Below are 13,212 nucleotides of genomic sequence, written 5' to 3' on the forward strand. Positions count from 1 at the left end.
CGGCAGTGCGTCACGCATCCATCGGGCCGGCGATCTTCGGCTCTGTCAGGCACCAGGGCTCTTGCGGCCTATCCCCATCCGGTGATCAGGGCTTCGCTGCCAAGACGCTTAGCCTCGATTCACCGATCGGGTTCTGGTGTAAGCGTTTCTGCGTTCTCGGTGTGGTGACTGGTGGGAGGGCATGTCGTACTCGCTGGTCTGCCCAGCTTTTCCACATGTGTTCCGGTCGGGCCCTGGCGGGCGGGGTGGGCAGGGTCAGTCACGTTTATGGGGGCGCGTGGGCGGCCTCGAACAGTTCGGTGAACGCGTCACGCCAGCTCCATCGATCGGGCAGGTGCAGAGTCAGGCGTCGGGCGGAGCGGGCGATGCGGGCGGGGACGTGGATCAGGAGCGCGCGGAGGGTGGCGGTGGTGGCCTTGGCATGGAACGTCCCGGCCAGGGCTCCGGCTGCCCGCAGCAGGTTGTGGGTCATGGCCCACAGGATCAGCCAGGCAGCGTTCGCGTTGAACCTTCCTGAGGGCAGATGTGCCAGGGGTCCGGCCTTGCCGTCGGCGATGACCTGCTCGATCACCGCGTGGTGGCGGTGCTGCCGTTCGGCCTGGAGAGTCTCGAAGGGGCTGTCGGTGAAGAACGGGTGGCAGCGCCAGACGGGGAACAACTCGCCCTGCTCGCCGATGGTGGCGGGTTTGGCCAGGTCACGGACACGGCGCACGATCAGGCGGGCGGTGACCTGCTCGGCCTTCTTCCGGCCGGTGAAGGCGGTGCAGGCGGGGATCTCGGCGACCTCCGCGTCCGAGATCAGCTCGCCGGTGTCGGGATCGACGACCGCCCTGGGGTAGCGGATCGGCGTCCACGCGTCCTCGGGGATGGCGGCGATGGCCCGCTTGATCGACGGGTTCATTCCCGTCGTGATCGAGAAGTGGGTGCCGGCCCGGCGGCAGGCGGCCACCACGTCGGCGTTGTAGAACTGGCTGTCCGCGCGCAGGATGCGGATCCCGGTGCAGCCGGCCTCGATCGCGCCTGCCAGGGCTTCGGTGACGAACCGCTCGGCGCCACGGGCATCCGCGGACTTGCCCTGCCGTAGCCGAACGGCGGCGATGACCGGCCGCGCGATCGGGGTACAGACCGTGGCCAGCAACGGATGCAGCGTGCGGATGCCCTTGAACCGGCCGACCTGGGCGCCCTGCTTGGCGGGGCCGAACACCCGCTTGTGTGTGGAGTCGACGTCGATGAAGGCGACCTGGTCAGAACCGGGCAGCAGCGGTGTGCGGGCGGCCAGAGATGCCAGGAACCGGCGGTGAACGCGGTGGAGTTGGAGTGCGTGCCCGTGGGTGAAGGAACGCAGGAACGTGCCCAGCGCGGAGGGGGCACGGACGCCGTCGAACAGCGCCGGCATGGCTCCGTGCCGCAGCCGGTCGGTGTCCTCGATGCTGTCCGCTCCCGCGCACATCCCAGCCACCAGCGACATCACCTTCGCCGCCGGGTTCGCTCCTGCGCTGTTGCCCGCCCCGGTGATACGGACGGCCTCACCGACCAGGTGGGACAGTCCGGCCCGCTCCGCCAGCCGCACCACCGGCACCAACCCCGCGTCGGCCACGAGATTCGGCTCATCGAACACGGCAGAGACCACCGCGGCGGCATGGGAAGATTGCATCTCGCGAGTGCTTTCTCAAACCGGTGACGTGGAACCTTCGACAAGTCCCATCGTCCCAGGTCAGAAGGCACTCGCGTCTTCATGTCCAGCTCACGGACAAGCGATCAACCGGTGAATCGAGGCTTAGTCAGGCCGTGTCGTGAGGCGGGCAGGGGAGGTGAGCGGCACGGACCGATTTGGCGGCTGTTCCCGCCGATCATCAACGTTCTGATCCAGCTGGGCAGACGAGTGCGTCCGCGGGCGCAACCGCTTCTCGATTTGCGCGAGTGTGACAGGGGTCACCAAGAATGCGTCTCACCATTTGGACAGCGGTGCAGGGAGGCCTCATGTGCTGAGCGCTATGGCGTGCTTCAGCGAGGTCTATGAGGCGAGATGGGGCACGTGGAGGGCACGGGGTGGGGGAGAGGTCTGGACAACAAACAACCCCCGGGTCGGTGACCTGGGGGTTTGGGGTGGAGCGGGCGACGAGAATCGAACTCGCGCTCTGAGCTTGGGAAGCTCATGTTCTACCATTAAACTACGCCCGCGCTGAGCGGCCCGGGGGCTGCTCGTGGGGGTCAGCTTACCGCATGTGGGGCCGGTGGTGCATCGGCCGAGGGGCCCGGCGTGGGGCCGGAGTGGCGGAGGAATCTTCCCCTAGGGTGTGGACCGTCGTCCAGTCCAGGGGAGTATGCAGCTTGCAAACCACCGTTGTCCGCTGTGCCGAAGGGCACGTGTTCAGTACCTCGCAGTTCCCGATGCAGCAGCTCGGGGAGAAGCGCATCGGACCGGGCCGGCTGGTGCGGTGTCCGCGGTGTGCTCGGTTGCGGAGCGCTGTGCCGGTGACTGCCGGGAAGTAGCAGTGGAGGGGTGAGAGGGGCCCTGCCGCGGGGAGCGGCGGGGCCCCTCGGCCGTCAGGTGAAGGACTGGGCGGGGGAGCCCGTGCAGGGCTGGAGGGTGAGGCGGGCGCCGGCGGCGGACTGGGTGACGCACAGGTCCGGTGCGGCCGGCGGGGACAGGGTCCCGGCGGGCGAGAGGGTGAACCGCTGGTTGGCGTCGCCGTGGCAGTCCCAGACGCCGAGCTCCACGCCGGCCCGGTAGTCGCCGCCCGGGATGTCGAGGCAGCGGTCGTGGGACAGGGCCGTGTGCAGGGCGCCGGTGGCCGGGTCGTGCCACCACTGCTGGGCGCGGTCGCCGGTGCAGGGTGTGCCGGTGACCGGGGTGCCGTTGCGGGTGGCGGAGACGGCCGGGCATTGGCCCGTGGCGGTGTTGGTGAGCGGGGTGAAGACGTCGTTCCAGGCGTGGGTGTAGAGGAGCGGGGCGGAGGTGCCCGCCGGGACGGCGCAGGACGCCTCGGCGGGGGTGGCGCCGAGCGAGTGGAGCTGGGTCAGGCAGTCGGCGAAGGCGGCGTGGCCCTTGGAGTTGGGGTGGAAGGACTGGCGGACGGTGTTCTCGTCGGGCGGGAAGTGGCTGAGGAGGTCGATCCACAGGCCGCGCACCCACGGGTCCTCCATGCAGACCTCGTGGCCGTGGAAGAGGCGGGAGAGGTCGAAGTACGTGGCGCCGGCGGCCAGGGCGGCGGCGCGGATGCCGGTTTCGAAGGACGGGACGGCCACGTTGCGGCCCCAGACGGCGTCGGAGTCGTAGCCGGTGCAGCCGCCGGGGATCTTGCCGGGGAAGCCGGGGTTGTCGTGGATGTCGGGGCCGATGGGGCCGGGGTAGGAGGCGACGACGAGGTCGTAGGAGCCGGGGGCGTAGCCGGCCTCGGCCATCACGGTGTGCAGGTCGGTGATGGTGGCCTCGACCTTGGGCCGCAGGCCGTCCACCCGGGCCTGCCAGCCCGGGGCGTAGTCGGTGTGGCAGGGCCCCTGCCAGAACAGGAACCAGCTCACCACGCAGTCGGTCATCACCGGTCCGAACTGCAGGTCGTCGTTGGCGCCGACGAACAGCAGGATGGTGTCGACGCGGGTGTTGCGGGCGGCGATGGCCAGGCTGTCGCTCTGGACGAGTTCGTCCGCGTACTGCGGGGTGCCGCCGATCCGGACGTTTTCGGTGGAGGCGCCGGAGCAGGCGAAGTTGTACGTGATGTCGGCCGGGATGCCGGTGCGGTGGATGGCCGCGTCCGAGGAGCGGTGGCACCAGTTGTCGGGGCCGTCGGTGGGGGGTTCGTAGTTGCCCACGCCTTCGCCGGAGATCTGGCTGTCACCGAGGGAGACGACGGAGACCGGGCGTTCGGCGAGGGGGCGGACGGCGGAGTCGCCGTAGAGGGCCGTGGCCTCGGCGGCGCGCCGCGCTTCGAGGGAGTCGGGCAGCGGGGCGGCGGTGCCGGAGGAGGGGGTGGGGGAGGCGAAGGAGGGGGTGGCGGGGAGGAGCGCGAGGAGGAGAAGCAGCGGGAGGAGGGGGAGGAGGGGCAGAGGGCGGGGGACGGGGACGCGGACGGAGAGGGTGGCGCGGCGGTGTGGTGCCATGGGGATCTCCCAACGGCCGGCAAGTGGGGTTACTGAGGGGTTTTACCTGCAAGTAACAGGCTTGGGAATACCCCGCGCGACAGCCAAGTGGGGTCACAGCACCGGGTTCTGATCCCTCGCCAGGCTCCGCTCCGGCGCAGTAGGCTGATGGCCGGTGACACGCTGTGCCCATAGGCCGACGGTGACCCGGGGGAGCGATGACCGATCCAGCGCACGGCGAGGCAAGCGGCCGGGACGAGCAGGGCAGCGCGCTCCCTGCCCACATCGGGCCGCTGGGCCCGGACGATCCGGTGGAACTGGCCGGTTACGTACTCCGCGGCCGGCTGGGCTCCGGCGGCATGGGAACCGTCTATCTCTCCCACACCCGCGGCGGCCAGCCGATCGCCCTGAAGGTGGTGCGCCCCGAGTACGCCGAGGACGAGGACTTCCGGCGCCGCTTCGCCCGCGAGGTCGAGTCCGCCCGCCGCGTGCAGGGCCTGTACACCGTGCCGGTGCTCGACAGCGATGTCCGGGGGAGCGTGCTCTGGCTGGCCACCGGCTATGTGCCCGGCCTCTCGCTGGCCGAGGCGGTGCGCCGGCACGGCCCCCTGCCGCCCTCCTCCGTGCTGCTGCTGGCGGCCGGGATCGCGGAGGCGCTCCAGGCGGTCCACGCGGCGGGGATCGTCCACCGCGACCTGAAGCCCGCGAACGTGATGCTCACCGCGGACGGCCCGCGCGTGATCGATTTCGGCATCGCCCAGGCCGCCGACGCCACCTCGCTCACCGCCAGCGGGATGCAGATCGGGACCCCCGCCTACATGGCGCCCGAGCAGGCGATGAACCGCGGAGCCGGGGCCGCTTCGGACGTCTTCGCGCTGGGACTGGTGATCTTCTTCGCCGCCACCGGCGCGCACCCCTTCGGGGACGGGCCCATCCCCGTGCTGCTCTACCGCATCGCGAGCGAGGAGCCGGATCTTTCGGGCTGCCCGGAGCCGCTCACCGGCCTGGTCCGCCGGTGCCTGGCCAAGGACCCGGCCGAGCGCCCCTCGCCGCAGGAGATCGTCGCGCTGTGCGGCGATCTCTCCGAGGGCACCTCGCTGCGGCGTCACCAGGACTGGCTGCCGCCGGCGCTGACCGCGGACATCGCGCGCCGTGGGATTCCGGACCGCCCGCCGCCGCCGGTGCCGGTGCCGACGCCGGTGTCGCCCTCGCCCTCGCCCTCGCCGCGCCCGCCCGTCCCGCCGACGCCGCCCGTGCCCCCGCCGGGCGGTGACGAGTCCTCGCCGCGGCGCCGGAACCGCGGCCTGCTGGCGGCTCTGGCCGGCCTCGCCACCGCGCTGGTCACCGCCCTGACGCTGCTGCTGGTCCAGGTTCTGACCGGCGACGACGGCGACCGGCCGGGCGCCCGGGAGGGAGAGGAGACGGAGCAGCAGGGCACGGGACAGCAGGGCGTCGGCGAGGACGGGAGCACCGGCGACGGTACCGGGGACGGCACGTCCCGGGACCAGACCCCGGGGGGCGGTGAACCGGAGACCACGCCTCCGGTGGATGCGGTGGAGGACGAGGGTCTCTCACCGGACCCGGACCCGGGGACCGTCCCGGACGACAGCCAGGCCACCGACCGCGCGCCGTCCTGGACCTGTCTGGAGGCCCATCTGGCCCAGGAACCGGCGGTCTCCGAGAAGCGGCGGCACCAGCTCCCCGAGGGCCGCACCGCGGCCCACATCAACGACGGTGAGGCGGACCGGCTGGTGGCGTTCATGCTCCAGCAGGACCGGGAGACCGTCGCGGTGGTCCGCCTCTACTACGAACACCCGGGCATCGGTCTCGACGTGCTGGACATCGTCGATCCCGACTGCGCGCCCGTCGACTTCGACGTCCACGGCCCGGTGAGCATCGGCGACGTCGGTCTGGAGAAACGGAACACCATCGTCCTGGAGCTGGACTCCAAGCCCTACGAGATCGTGCTGGACTCCCTCCCGCAGGCCAACAGCTTCACCGCGGTCACCTTCCAGCCGGCCGAGGGATGAGAAGCCCTCACCCGCTTCTGTGCGCCCCGGGCATCGGCGGGGCCGCGCCCGCCTCCTCGCGGGAGGGCCGTTGCCCGGCCACCGCCGGTCGTCGAGGCCACGGCCGAGAGGAAGGCGGTCAGAGGCGGGAGCGGTGGAAGTCGATGTAGGAGCGGGACGGGGTGGGGCCGCGCTGGCCCTGGTAGCGGGAGCCGAAGGCCCCGGCCCCGTACGGCCGCTCCGCGGGCGAGCTCAGCCGGAACATGCACAGCTGGCCGATCTTCATGCCGGGCCAGAGCTTGATGGGGAGGGTGGCCACGTTGGAGAGTTCCAGCGTGACGTGGCCGGAGAAGCCGGGGTCGATGAACCCGGCGGTGGAGTGGGTGAGCAGGCCGAGGCGGCCCAGGGAGCTCTTGCCCTCCAGCCGGGAGGCGATGTCGTCGGGCAGGGTGATGGTCTCGTAGGTCGAGGCCAGCACGAACTCGCCGGGGTGGAGGATGAACGGCTCCTCCCCCTCCGGCTCGATCATCCGGGTCAGGTCCGGCTGCTCCACCGACGGGTCGATGTGCGGATAGCGGTGGTTCTCGAACACGCGGAAAAACCGGTCCATGCGCACGTCGATGCTGGACGGCTGGACCATGGTCGGGTCGAAGGGGTCGATGCGCACACGGCCCGCGTCGATCTCGGTCCGGATGTCCTTGTCGGAGAGAAGCACGTGCGGCACATTACCCCGTGCCCCCGGAGCCTCAGAATGTGCCGAGCTTGATCACGAACAGCAGGGCCAGCAGCTGGAGGGCGGAGGCGGCCAGCGCCTTCGGCCACGGGATCTCGTGCGAGCGGACCATCATCCGGGTGAACAGCAGCCCGGCGTAGAGCCAGGTGGCCGTGCCGACGACCTGGACCACCGGGTGGCCGCCGCCGAGGAAGGCGGCCAGGGCGAGCCGCGGCACATCGGTGAGCGAGGAGATCAGCATGGCCAGGCCGACGGTCGGCGCCCACAGGCCGTTGCCGCCGAGCTGCCGGGCCAGCTGGTGGGTCACGGTGCCCAGCAGCAGGCCGCTGATGACCATGGCGCAGCCGACCACCGGCAGGGAGGGGATCAGGGTGCCGGCCGTGGCGTTGAGGGTCTCCTCACGGCCTTCCTCCAGCCCGAAGACGGCGACCAGGCCGTAGAGGAAGGTGACGGTCAGCGCCGGGCCCCACATGGCGTAGTCGCGCATCCGCCAGAAGGTCGGGACGGGGCGGAAGACGACGCCGGTCAGCAGCTCCTGCCAGCGCAGTCTGGGGCCCGGCGGCGGGGCCTGGGCGGCGATGGGGTTGGGCTCGCCGTCGTCGTCGCGGTACTCCTCGCCGGGGCCGTGGCCACCGTGGCCACCGTAGCCGCCGTCGTCGCCGAAGGCGTCCTCCGGAGGCCGGAATTCCGGCTGCGTCGGCTGCGGCTGGTGCTGCGGCTGCCCCGGTTGCTGGTAGGGGTGCTGCTGGTGCTGCGGGTAGTGGGGCTGCTGGGGGTACGGCTGGCGACGCGCATCCCCCGGCCCCTGCGCGTGCTCGTTCCTGTATCCGGCCACGTCTACGAAAGTACCGTCTCCGGCACCGCAAAGGGTCCGGCAGGGGTCACGGACGGGACATGAACGGATGCAGGTCCGGAGGGAGGCCGTCCGGATCGGGCGGATGCGGCTTCCCTGGCCGGAGCTGCCGGAGGACCGGCCGGGGCCGGTGCGCGGCGGCACCCCGAACGATCCGGTGGCCCTGGCGCGCGACGGGCTGCTGTGCCTGTTCTTCCCGAACGGTGATGTGATCAGCACCGAGCTGCCCCGGTCCAGCCGCGGTGACCAGTGACCCCGCCCGTGATGACCCCGCCCGTGATGACCCCGCCCGCGATGACCCCGCCCCGGTGGCGGCCGCCGGCCGGGCGGCCGCCACCGGGGCGGGGGCGGAGGAAACGAAGGACGGAGGGGACGGAGGGGGCGCCGGAGCGGCGGGAGTCAGGACGCGGGCTCGGGCTCGGTGGCCGGCTCGGGCTCGGTGCCGGACCCCGGCTCGGTGGTGACCGACCGCAGCAGCAGCTGCGCCACGTCCACCACCTCGACCTCCTCGCGGGCCTTGCCGCTGTTCTTCTTGCCGTTGACCGAGTCGGTGAGCATCACCAGACAGAACGGGCAGGCGGTGGAGACGATGTCGGGGTCGAGGGAGAGCGCCTCGTCGACCCGCTCGTCGTTGATCCGCTTGCCGATCCGCTCCTCCATCCACATCCGGGCGCCGCCCGCGCCGCAGCAGAAGCCGCGCTCCTTGTGGCGGTGCATCTCCTCGTTGCGCAGGCCGGGCACGCGCCCGATGATCTCCCGCGGCGGGGTGTAGACCTGGTTGTGGCGGCCCAGGTAGCAGGGGTCGTGGTAGGTGATCAGGCCCTCCACCGGGGTGACCGGGATCAGCCTGCCCTCGTCGATCAGATGCTGGAGCAGCTGGGTGTGGTGGATCACCTCGTACGCGCCGCCGAGCTGCGGGTACTCGTTTGCGATCGTGTTGAAGCAGTGCGGGCAGGTGGTGACGATCCGCTTCTTCGGCCGTTCCGCCGGCCCGGCCGCCGCGCCCTGGCCGCCGCCCGCGGCGGAGCCGCCGTCGTCGTCCGGGGTGTCGCCGAAGGCGGTGTTGAGCATCTCCACGTTCTGCTGGCCGAGCTGCTGGAAGAGGAACTCGTTGCCCAGCCGGCGGGCGGAGTCACCGGTGCAGGATTCGTCGCCGCCCATGATCGCGTAGCTCACACCCGCGATGTGCAGCAGTTCGGCGAACGCCTTGGTGGTCTTCTTGGCCCGGTCTTCCAGGGCGCCGGCGCAGCCGACCCAGTAGAGGTAGTCGGTGCCGCTGAGGTCCTCGACGTCCTTGCCGACGACCGGGACCTCGATGCCCTTCTCCTGGGCGAGCTCCTTGGTCCACTCCAGCCGCTTCTTCTTGGCCAGGCCCCAGGGGTTGCCCTTGCGCTCCAGGTTCTTGAGCATCGTGCCGGCCTCGGAGGGGAACGCCGACTCGATCATCACCTGGTAGCGGCGCATGTCGAGGATGTGGTCGACGTGCTCGATGTCCACCGGGCACTGTTCGACGCAGGCGCCGCAGGTGGTGCAGGACCACAGCACGTCCGGGTCGATGACGCCGTTCTCCTCCGCGGTGCCCACCAGCGGGCGGTCCGCCTCGGCGAGGGCGGCGGCGGGCACGTCCGCGAGCTGCTCCTCGCTCGCCCGCTCGGTGCCGTCGGCCGTCCTGCCGCCGCCGGCCAGCAGGTAGGGGGCCTTGGCGTGCGCGTGGTCGCGCAGCGACATGATCAGCAGCTTGGGGGAGAGCGGCTTTCCGGTGTTCCAGGCCGGGCACTGCGACTGGCAGCGCCCGCACTCGGTGCAGGTGGAGAAGTCCAGCAGGCCCTTCCAGCTGAAGTGCTCCACCTGGGAGACGCCGAGCTGCGGCTCCTCGTCCCCGGCCTCGTCGAAGACGGTCTCGAAGTCGATCTCCTTGCCGCCGCTGGTCATGGGCAGCAGCTCGCCGAGCGCGGTGCCGCCGTCCGCGCGGCGCTTGAACCAGATGTTGGGGAAGGCCAGGAAGCGGTGCCAGGCCACGCCCATGTCGGTGTGCAGGCCGACCGTGATGGCCCAGGCCATGGAGACGCCGATCTTGATCGTGGCGACCAGGTAGACCAGGGTCTGCAGGGTGTCCGTGCCCAGCCCGTCGAAGGCGGTGACGAGGGGGTAGGTGACGAAGTAGGCCGCCTGGTAGCCCTCGACGTGGTGCAGCGCGCCCTCCAGGCCGCGCAGGGTGAGGATGGCCGCGCCGATGACCAGGATCACGTACTCGACGAAGTACGCCTGCCAGAAGGTGGAGCCGGCGAAGCGGGACTTGCGCCCGGCCCGGGAGGGCAGGGAGAGCAGCCGGATCACGATCAGCGTGGCGATGCCGAGCACGGTGCCGGCGGCGATGAACTCGACGAAGACCTCGTAGGGCAGGAAGCTGCCGAGCACCGGCAGCGTCCAGTCGGCCTGGAAGAGCTGGCCGTACGCCTGGAGCAGGGTGGGCACCAGGGCGAGGAAGCCGATGGCCACGAACCAGTGCGCCACACCGACCACGGCCCACCGGTTCATCCGGGTGTGGCCCAGGAATTCCCTGGCCAGGGTGAGGGTCCGCTGCCCGGGGGCGTCCGTGCGGCTGCCCGCGGGCACCGGCTGTCCCAGCCTGAGGAAGCGGACGATCTGCGCGATCGCCCGGCTGAACAGCGCGACGGCGACCGCGGTGAGTACCAGCGACACGACGATCGCTACGAGTTGCATGACGGCTCCTCGGACCAGCGGAACGGGCTGGAGGACAAAGCTACTGAACGGTAACTCAGTCGTTTTGGACCGAGCGTACCGAGATCGTCCCGGCCGTGCAGCCCGGCTGCGGGTGATCTGTGTCGCCCAGGCTTCCCTTACCCGGTCAACCCTGCCGCACGAGCCGGTGCGGACCTCGTGTTACTGTCCGGTAATTTCGTCCGGGTGGTCGCATCTGCGAATGCGGTGCGAAGCGGCGGCGCGCGCGGAACGCGGCGCGTGCCGGCCGCCCGGCACGGCAGCACGGCAGCACGGTGGCATGAAGGGCAGTGACAGGTGGCGCAGCGGATACGGGGGAACACGCGCGGGCAGGCGGCACGGGCGGCACGGGCGGCACGGGCGGCACGGGCAGTGCGGGCATGGCGGCCGGCCCTGGCGGCCGGCGTCCTGGTCATCGGGCCGGCCGGCTGCGCGGAGAGCGGCGGCGGCGCGCCGGTGACCCTCTCCGTGCTGGCCGCCGACTACGGCGAGCGCACCTCGGTGTCCTCCGAGGAGTTCTGGACCGACCTGGCGGAGCGCTACGCGGCCGGGCATCCGGAGGTGACGGTCGAGGTGGAGCTGGTGCCCTGGGAGGAGCTGGACGCCACCCTGGCCGAACGGGTGCGGGAGGGCAGCGCCCCGGACATCGCCCAGGCCGGCACCTTCGCCGACTACGCGGCCGGCGACGAGCTGTACCGGGTCCGCGACATCCTGCCGCTGCCCGTGCAGTCCGATTTCCATACTTCCCTGGCCCATGCCGGCGAGTACGACTACGAGCAGTACGGGATGCCGTTCATCTCCAGCACGCCCCGGCTGTTCTACAACCGTGAACTGTTCGCCTCGGCCGGGATCGACGGCCCGCCGGAGAGCTGGGCGGAGCTGCGCGGTGCCGCCGAGGCGCTGCGGGAGGCCGGGGTGCCCACCCCCTACGCGCTGCAGTTCGGCCCGGACACCGCGGACGAGGAGGCGCACTCCTGGATGCTGGCCGCGGGCGGCGGCTACACCGGACCGGCCGAGGGGTACACCCTGGACGCCCCCGAGAACGCCGGGGCGCTGGAATGGCTGCGGGACAATCTGGTGGCGCCCGGCCTGGCCGGAGCCGACCCGGCGGGGCTGGACCGGGGCGGCGCCTATGCCGGTTTCCTGGCCGGCGAGGTGGGCATGCTGCTGGCCCACCCCGCGCTGCTGCCCGCCGCCGAGGCGGCCGGTCTGCCGTACGCGCACGCCGGCTTCCCGGCCCGGCGGGGCGGTGCGGCCCGCCCGGCCGGGCTCTCCGACTGGCTGCTCGCCTTCCGCGACGGCGGCCACGGCGAGCAGGCCGGCGACTTCCTGGCGTTCCTCTACGACCCGGCCCACATGGCCGAGGCCATGTGGCGGTACGGCGCGGTGCCGTCCACGGTCTCGGCCTCCGAGGCACTGGCGGCGAACGAGGAGGCCGAGCCGCTGGCGGCGTTCGTCGAGCAGATGCCGGGCGCCGGGCTCCAGCCGCTGAGCAAGGACTCCTGGCCCGCGCTGCGCGCCCGGCTCCGGGAGGAACTGGGCGAGGCGGTCACCGGCCCGGACGGGGACCCGGCGGCGCTGCTGGCGGCGCTCCAGGCCGAGGCCGTCTCCGCGGCCGGCGAGGACTGAGCCCGGCCGGCGGCCGAGGGCCACCGCTCCGTCCGGCCCGTCCGCCCCGGCCCGTCCGCCCCGGCCCGTCCGCCCCGGCCCGTCCGCCCCGGTCCGTCCCCCGGCCGGTCCTGGCGGGCGGCGCGGAACACGAATGTCCGCATTATCCGTGAATGACGTAATAGTCGGGATAATGCGCGCATGACTCCGCGCCCCCGCCTTCCGGTCCGCCGCCTGCTGCTCGTCCTGGTCTGGGTCCTGCTGCCGCTGCTGGCCGTGGGGTGGTGGCTGTACGTGCGTCTGGACGGCAACGTCCGCACCGACCACGCCGCCGCCGCGGCGCTCGCCGACGACGCAGAGGCCCGTCCCCCGGCCGACGGCTCCTCCGGGGACCTGCGCACCTACGTGATCATCGGCTCCGACCGGGAGGGCGGCACCGGCACCGCCCGCTCCGACACCGTGGTGATGCTCCAGCTCCCCGGCGACGCCCGCCGCGCCGAGGCGGTGCACGTCCCGCGCGACCTGATGGTGGACATCCCCCGCTGCCGCAAGGAGACGGGGACGGAGTGGACCGAGCCGCGGCGGGCCCAGTTCAACTGGGCGTACCGGTACGGCGGCGCGGCCTGCACCATCCGCACCCTGGAGGACCTCACCGGGGTGCGGGTGGACAGCCACCTGGTCGTCGAGTTCTCCGCCGTGGAGAAGATCGTCAACGCGGTCGGCGGGGTGGAGGTCACGCTGGCCGAGGCCGAGCACGACTGGCATGTCGGCCACGACCTGGCCGCCGGCACGCATCTGCTGGACGGCAAGCAGGCCCTGGCCTATGTGCGCGCCCGCCAGCTGGTCGGCGACGGCAGTGACCTCAACCGGATCGAGCGCCAGCAGGAGTTCCTGCGGCTGCTCTACGAGCGCGCCCGCGGCGACTCCACGCTGCTCAACCCGGCCCGGCTCTACCCGGTGCTGGAGGCCGTCACCTCCTCGGTCACCGCCGGACCCGGCCTGGACAGCCTGACCGCGCTCTACGGCCTGGCCCGTGACCTGCGCTCGGTGCCCTCGCACGGCCTGCGTTTCCACACCGTGCCGGTGGTGCCGCACCCGGAGCGGGAGAACCGGGTGGCGCTGGACGAGGAGCGGGCGGGGGCCCTGTTCGCGGCCCTGCGCGAGGGCCGTGAGCTACCGTGAGCCGT

General features: G+C 72.0%; 10 protein-coding genes and 1 tRNA gene. 5 read left to right on the top strand and 6 right to left on the bottom strand.

What is annotated here, in order from left to right:
* Window positions 1–265: 265 nt before the first annotated feature.
* Together GQS09_RS01295 and GQS09_RS01300 are read right to left on the bottom strand one after the other, a co-directional pair.
* Entirely contained in the window at window positions 266–1,654 is a 1,389-nt protein-coding gene (locus tag GQS09_RS01295) for an IS1380 family transposase (RefSeq protein ID WP_165984075.1), read from the bottom strand.
* A 453-nt stretch (window positions 1,655–2,107) separates the two neighbouring features.
* A tRNA-Gly gene (locus GQS09_RS01300) sits at window positions 2,108–2,181 on the bottom strand.
* Window positions 2,182–2,295: 114 nt separating this feature from the next.
* On the opposite strand from GQS09_RS01300, the gene GQS09_RS30550 reads away from it, so the two are divergent.
* Entirely contained in the window at window positions 2,296–2,493 is a 198-nt protein-coding gene (locus GQS09_RS30550) for a hypothetical protein (protein WP_165984076.1), read from the top strand.
* 54 nt (window positions 2,494–2,547) lie between these two features.
* Here GQS09_RS30550 and GQS09_RS01310 read toward each other — a convergent pair whose 3' ends face one another.
* Window positions 2,548–4,101: a ricin-type beta-trefoil lectin domain protein gene (locus GQS09_RS01310; RefSeq protein WP_165984077.1), complete on the bottom strand. Its 1,554-nt coding sequence runs from the start codon at window positions 4,099–4,101 to the stop codon at window positions 2,548–2,550.
* Window positions 4,102–4,298: 197 nt separating this feature from the next.
* Here GQS09_RS01310 and GQS09_RS01315 point away from each other — a divergent pair, with 197 nt between their 5' ends.
* Window positions 4,299–6,110 (top strand): serine/threonine-protein kinase, encoded by a 1,812-nt coding sequence (locus tag GQS09_RS01315; RefSeq protein ID WP_207957337.1) that lies wholly within the window; start codon window positions 4,299–4,301, stop codon window positions 6,108–6,110.
* Between the two features lie 118 nt (window positions 6,111–6,228).
* Here the strand turns inward: GQS09_RS01315 and dcd are convergent, their stop codons facing one another.
* Together dcd and GQS09_RS28495 are read right to left on the bottom strand one after the other, a co-directional pair.
* A complete protein-coding gene (gene dcd, locus GQS09_RS01325; RefSeq protein WP_165984079.1) occupies window positions 6,229–6,804 on the bottom strand; it encodes a dCTP deaminase in 576 nt (191 codons plus the stop codon).
* Between the two features lie 31 nt (window positions 6,805–6,835).
* Window positions 6,836–7,657, bottom strand: a complete 822-nt coding sequence (locus GQS09_RS28495; protein ID WP_165984080.1) for a Yip1 family protein — start codon at window positions 7,655–7,657, stop codon at window positions 6,836–6,838.
* Between the two features lie 67 nt (window positions 7,658–7,724).
* On the opposite strand from GQS09_RS28495, the gene GQS09_RS01335 reads away from it, so the two are divergent.
* Entirely contained in the window at window positions 7,725–7,928 is a 204-nt protein-coding gene (locus GQS09_RS01335; RefSeq protein ID WP_165984081.1) for a hypothetical protein, read from the top strand.
* A 146-nt stretch (window positions 7,929–8,074) separates the two neighbouring features.
* Here GQS09_RS01335 and GQS09_RS01340 read toward each other — a convergent pair whose 3' ends face one another.
* Window positions 8,075–10,399 (bottom strand): (Fe-S)-binding protein, encoded by a 2,325-nt coding sequence (locus tag GQS09_RS01340; protein ID WP_165984082.1) that lies wholly within the window; start codon window positions 10,397–10,399, stop codon window positions 8,075–8,077.
* A 390-nt stretch (window positions 10,400–10,789) separates the two neighbouring features.
* Between GQS09_RS01340 and GQS09_RS01345 the strand changes: the two genes are divergently transcribed.
* Window positions 10,790–12,046 (top strand): ABC transporter substrate-binding protein, encoded by a 1,257-nt coding sequence (locus GQS09_RS01345; protein ID WP_165984083.1) that lies wholly within the window; start codon window positions 10,790–10,792, stop codon window positions 12,044–12,046.
* Between the two features lie 180 nt (window positions 12,047–12,226).
* Window positions 12,227–13,207, top strand: coding sequence for an LCP family protein (locus tag GQS09_RS01350; RefSeq protein WP_165984084.1), 981 nt, complete (start codon window positions 12,227–12,229; stop codon window positions 13,205–13,207).
* The last annotated feature ends 5 nt before the right edge of the window (window positions 13,208–13,212 follow it).

It is taken from the genome of Streptomyces sp. YIM 98790 (assembly GCF_011421595.1).
In the GTDB taxonomy this organism is placed as follows: domain Bacteria; phylum Actinomycetota; class Actinomycetes; order Streptomycetales; family Streptomycetaceae; genus Streptomyces.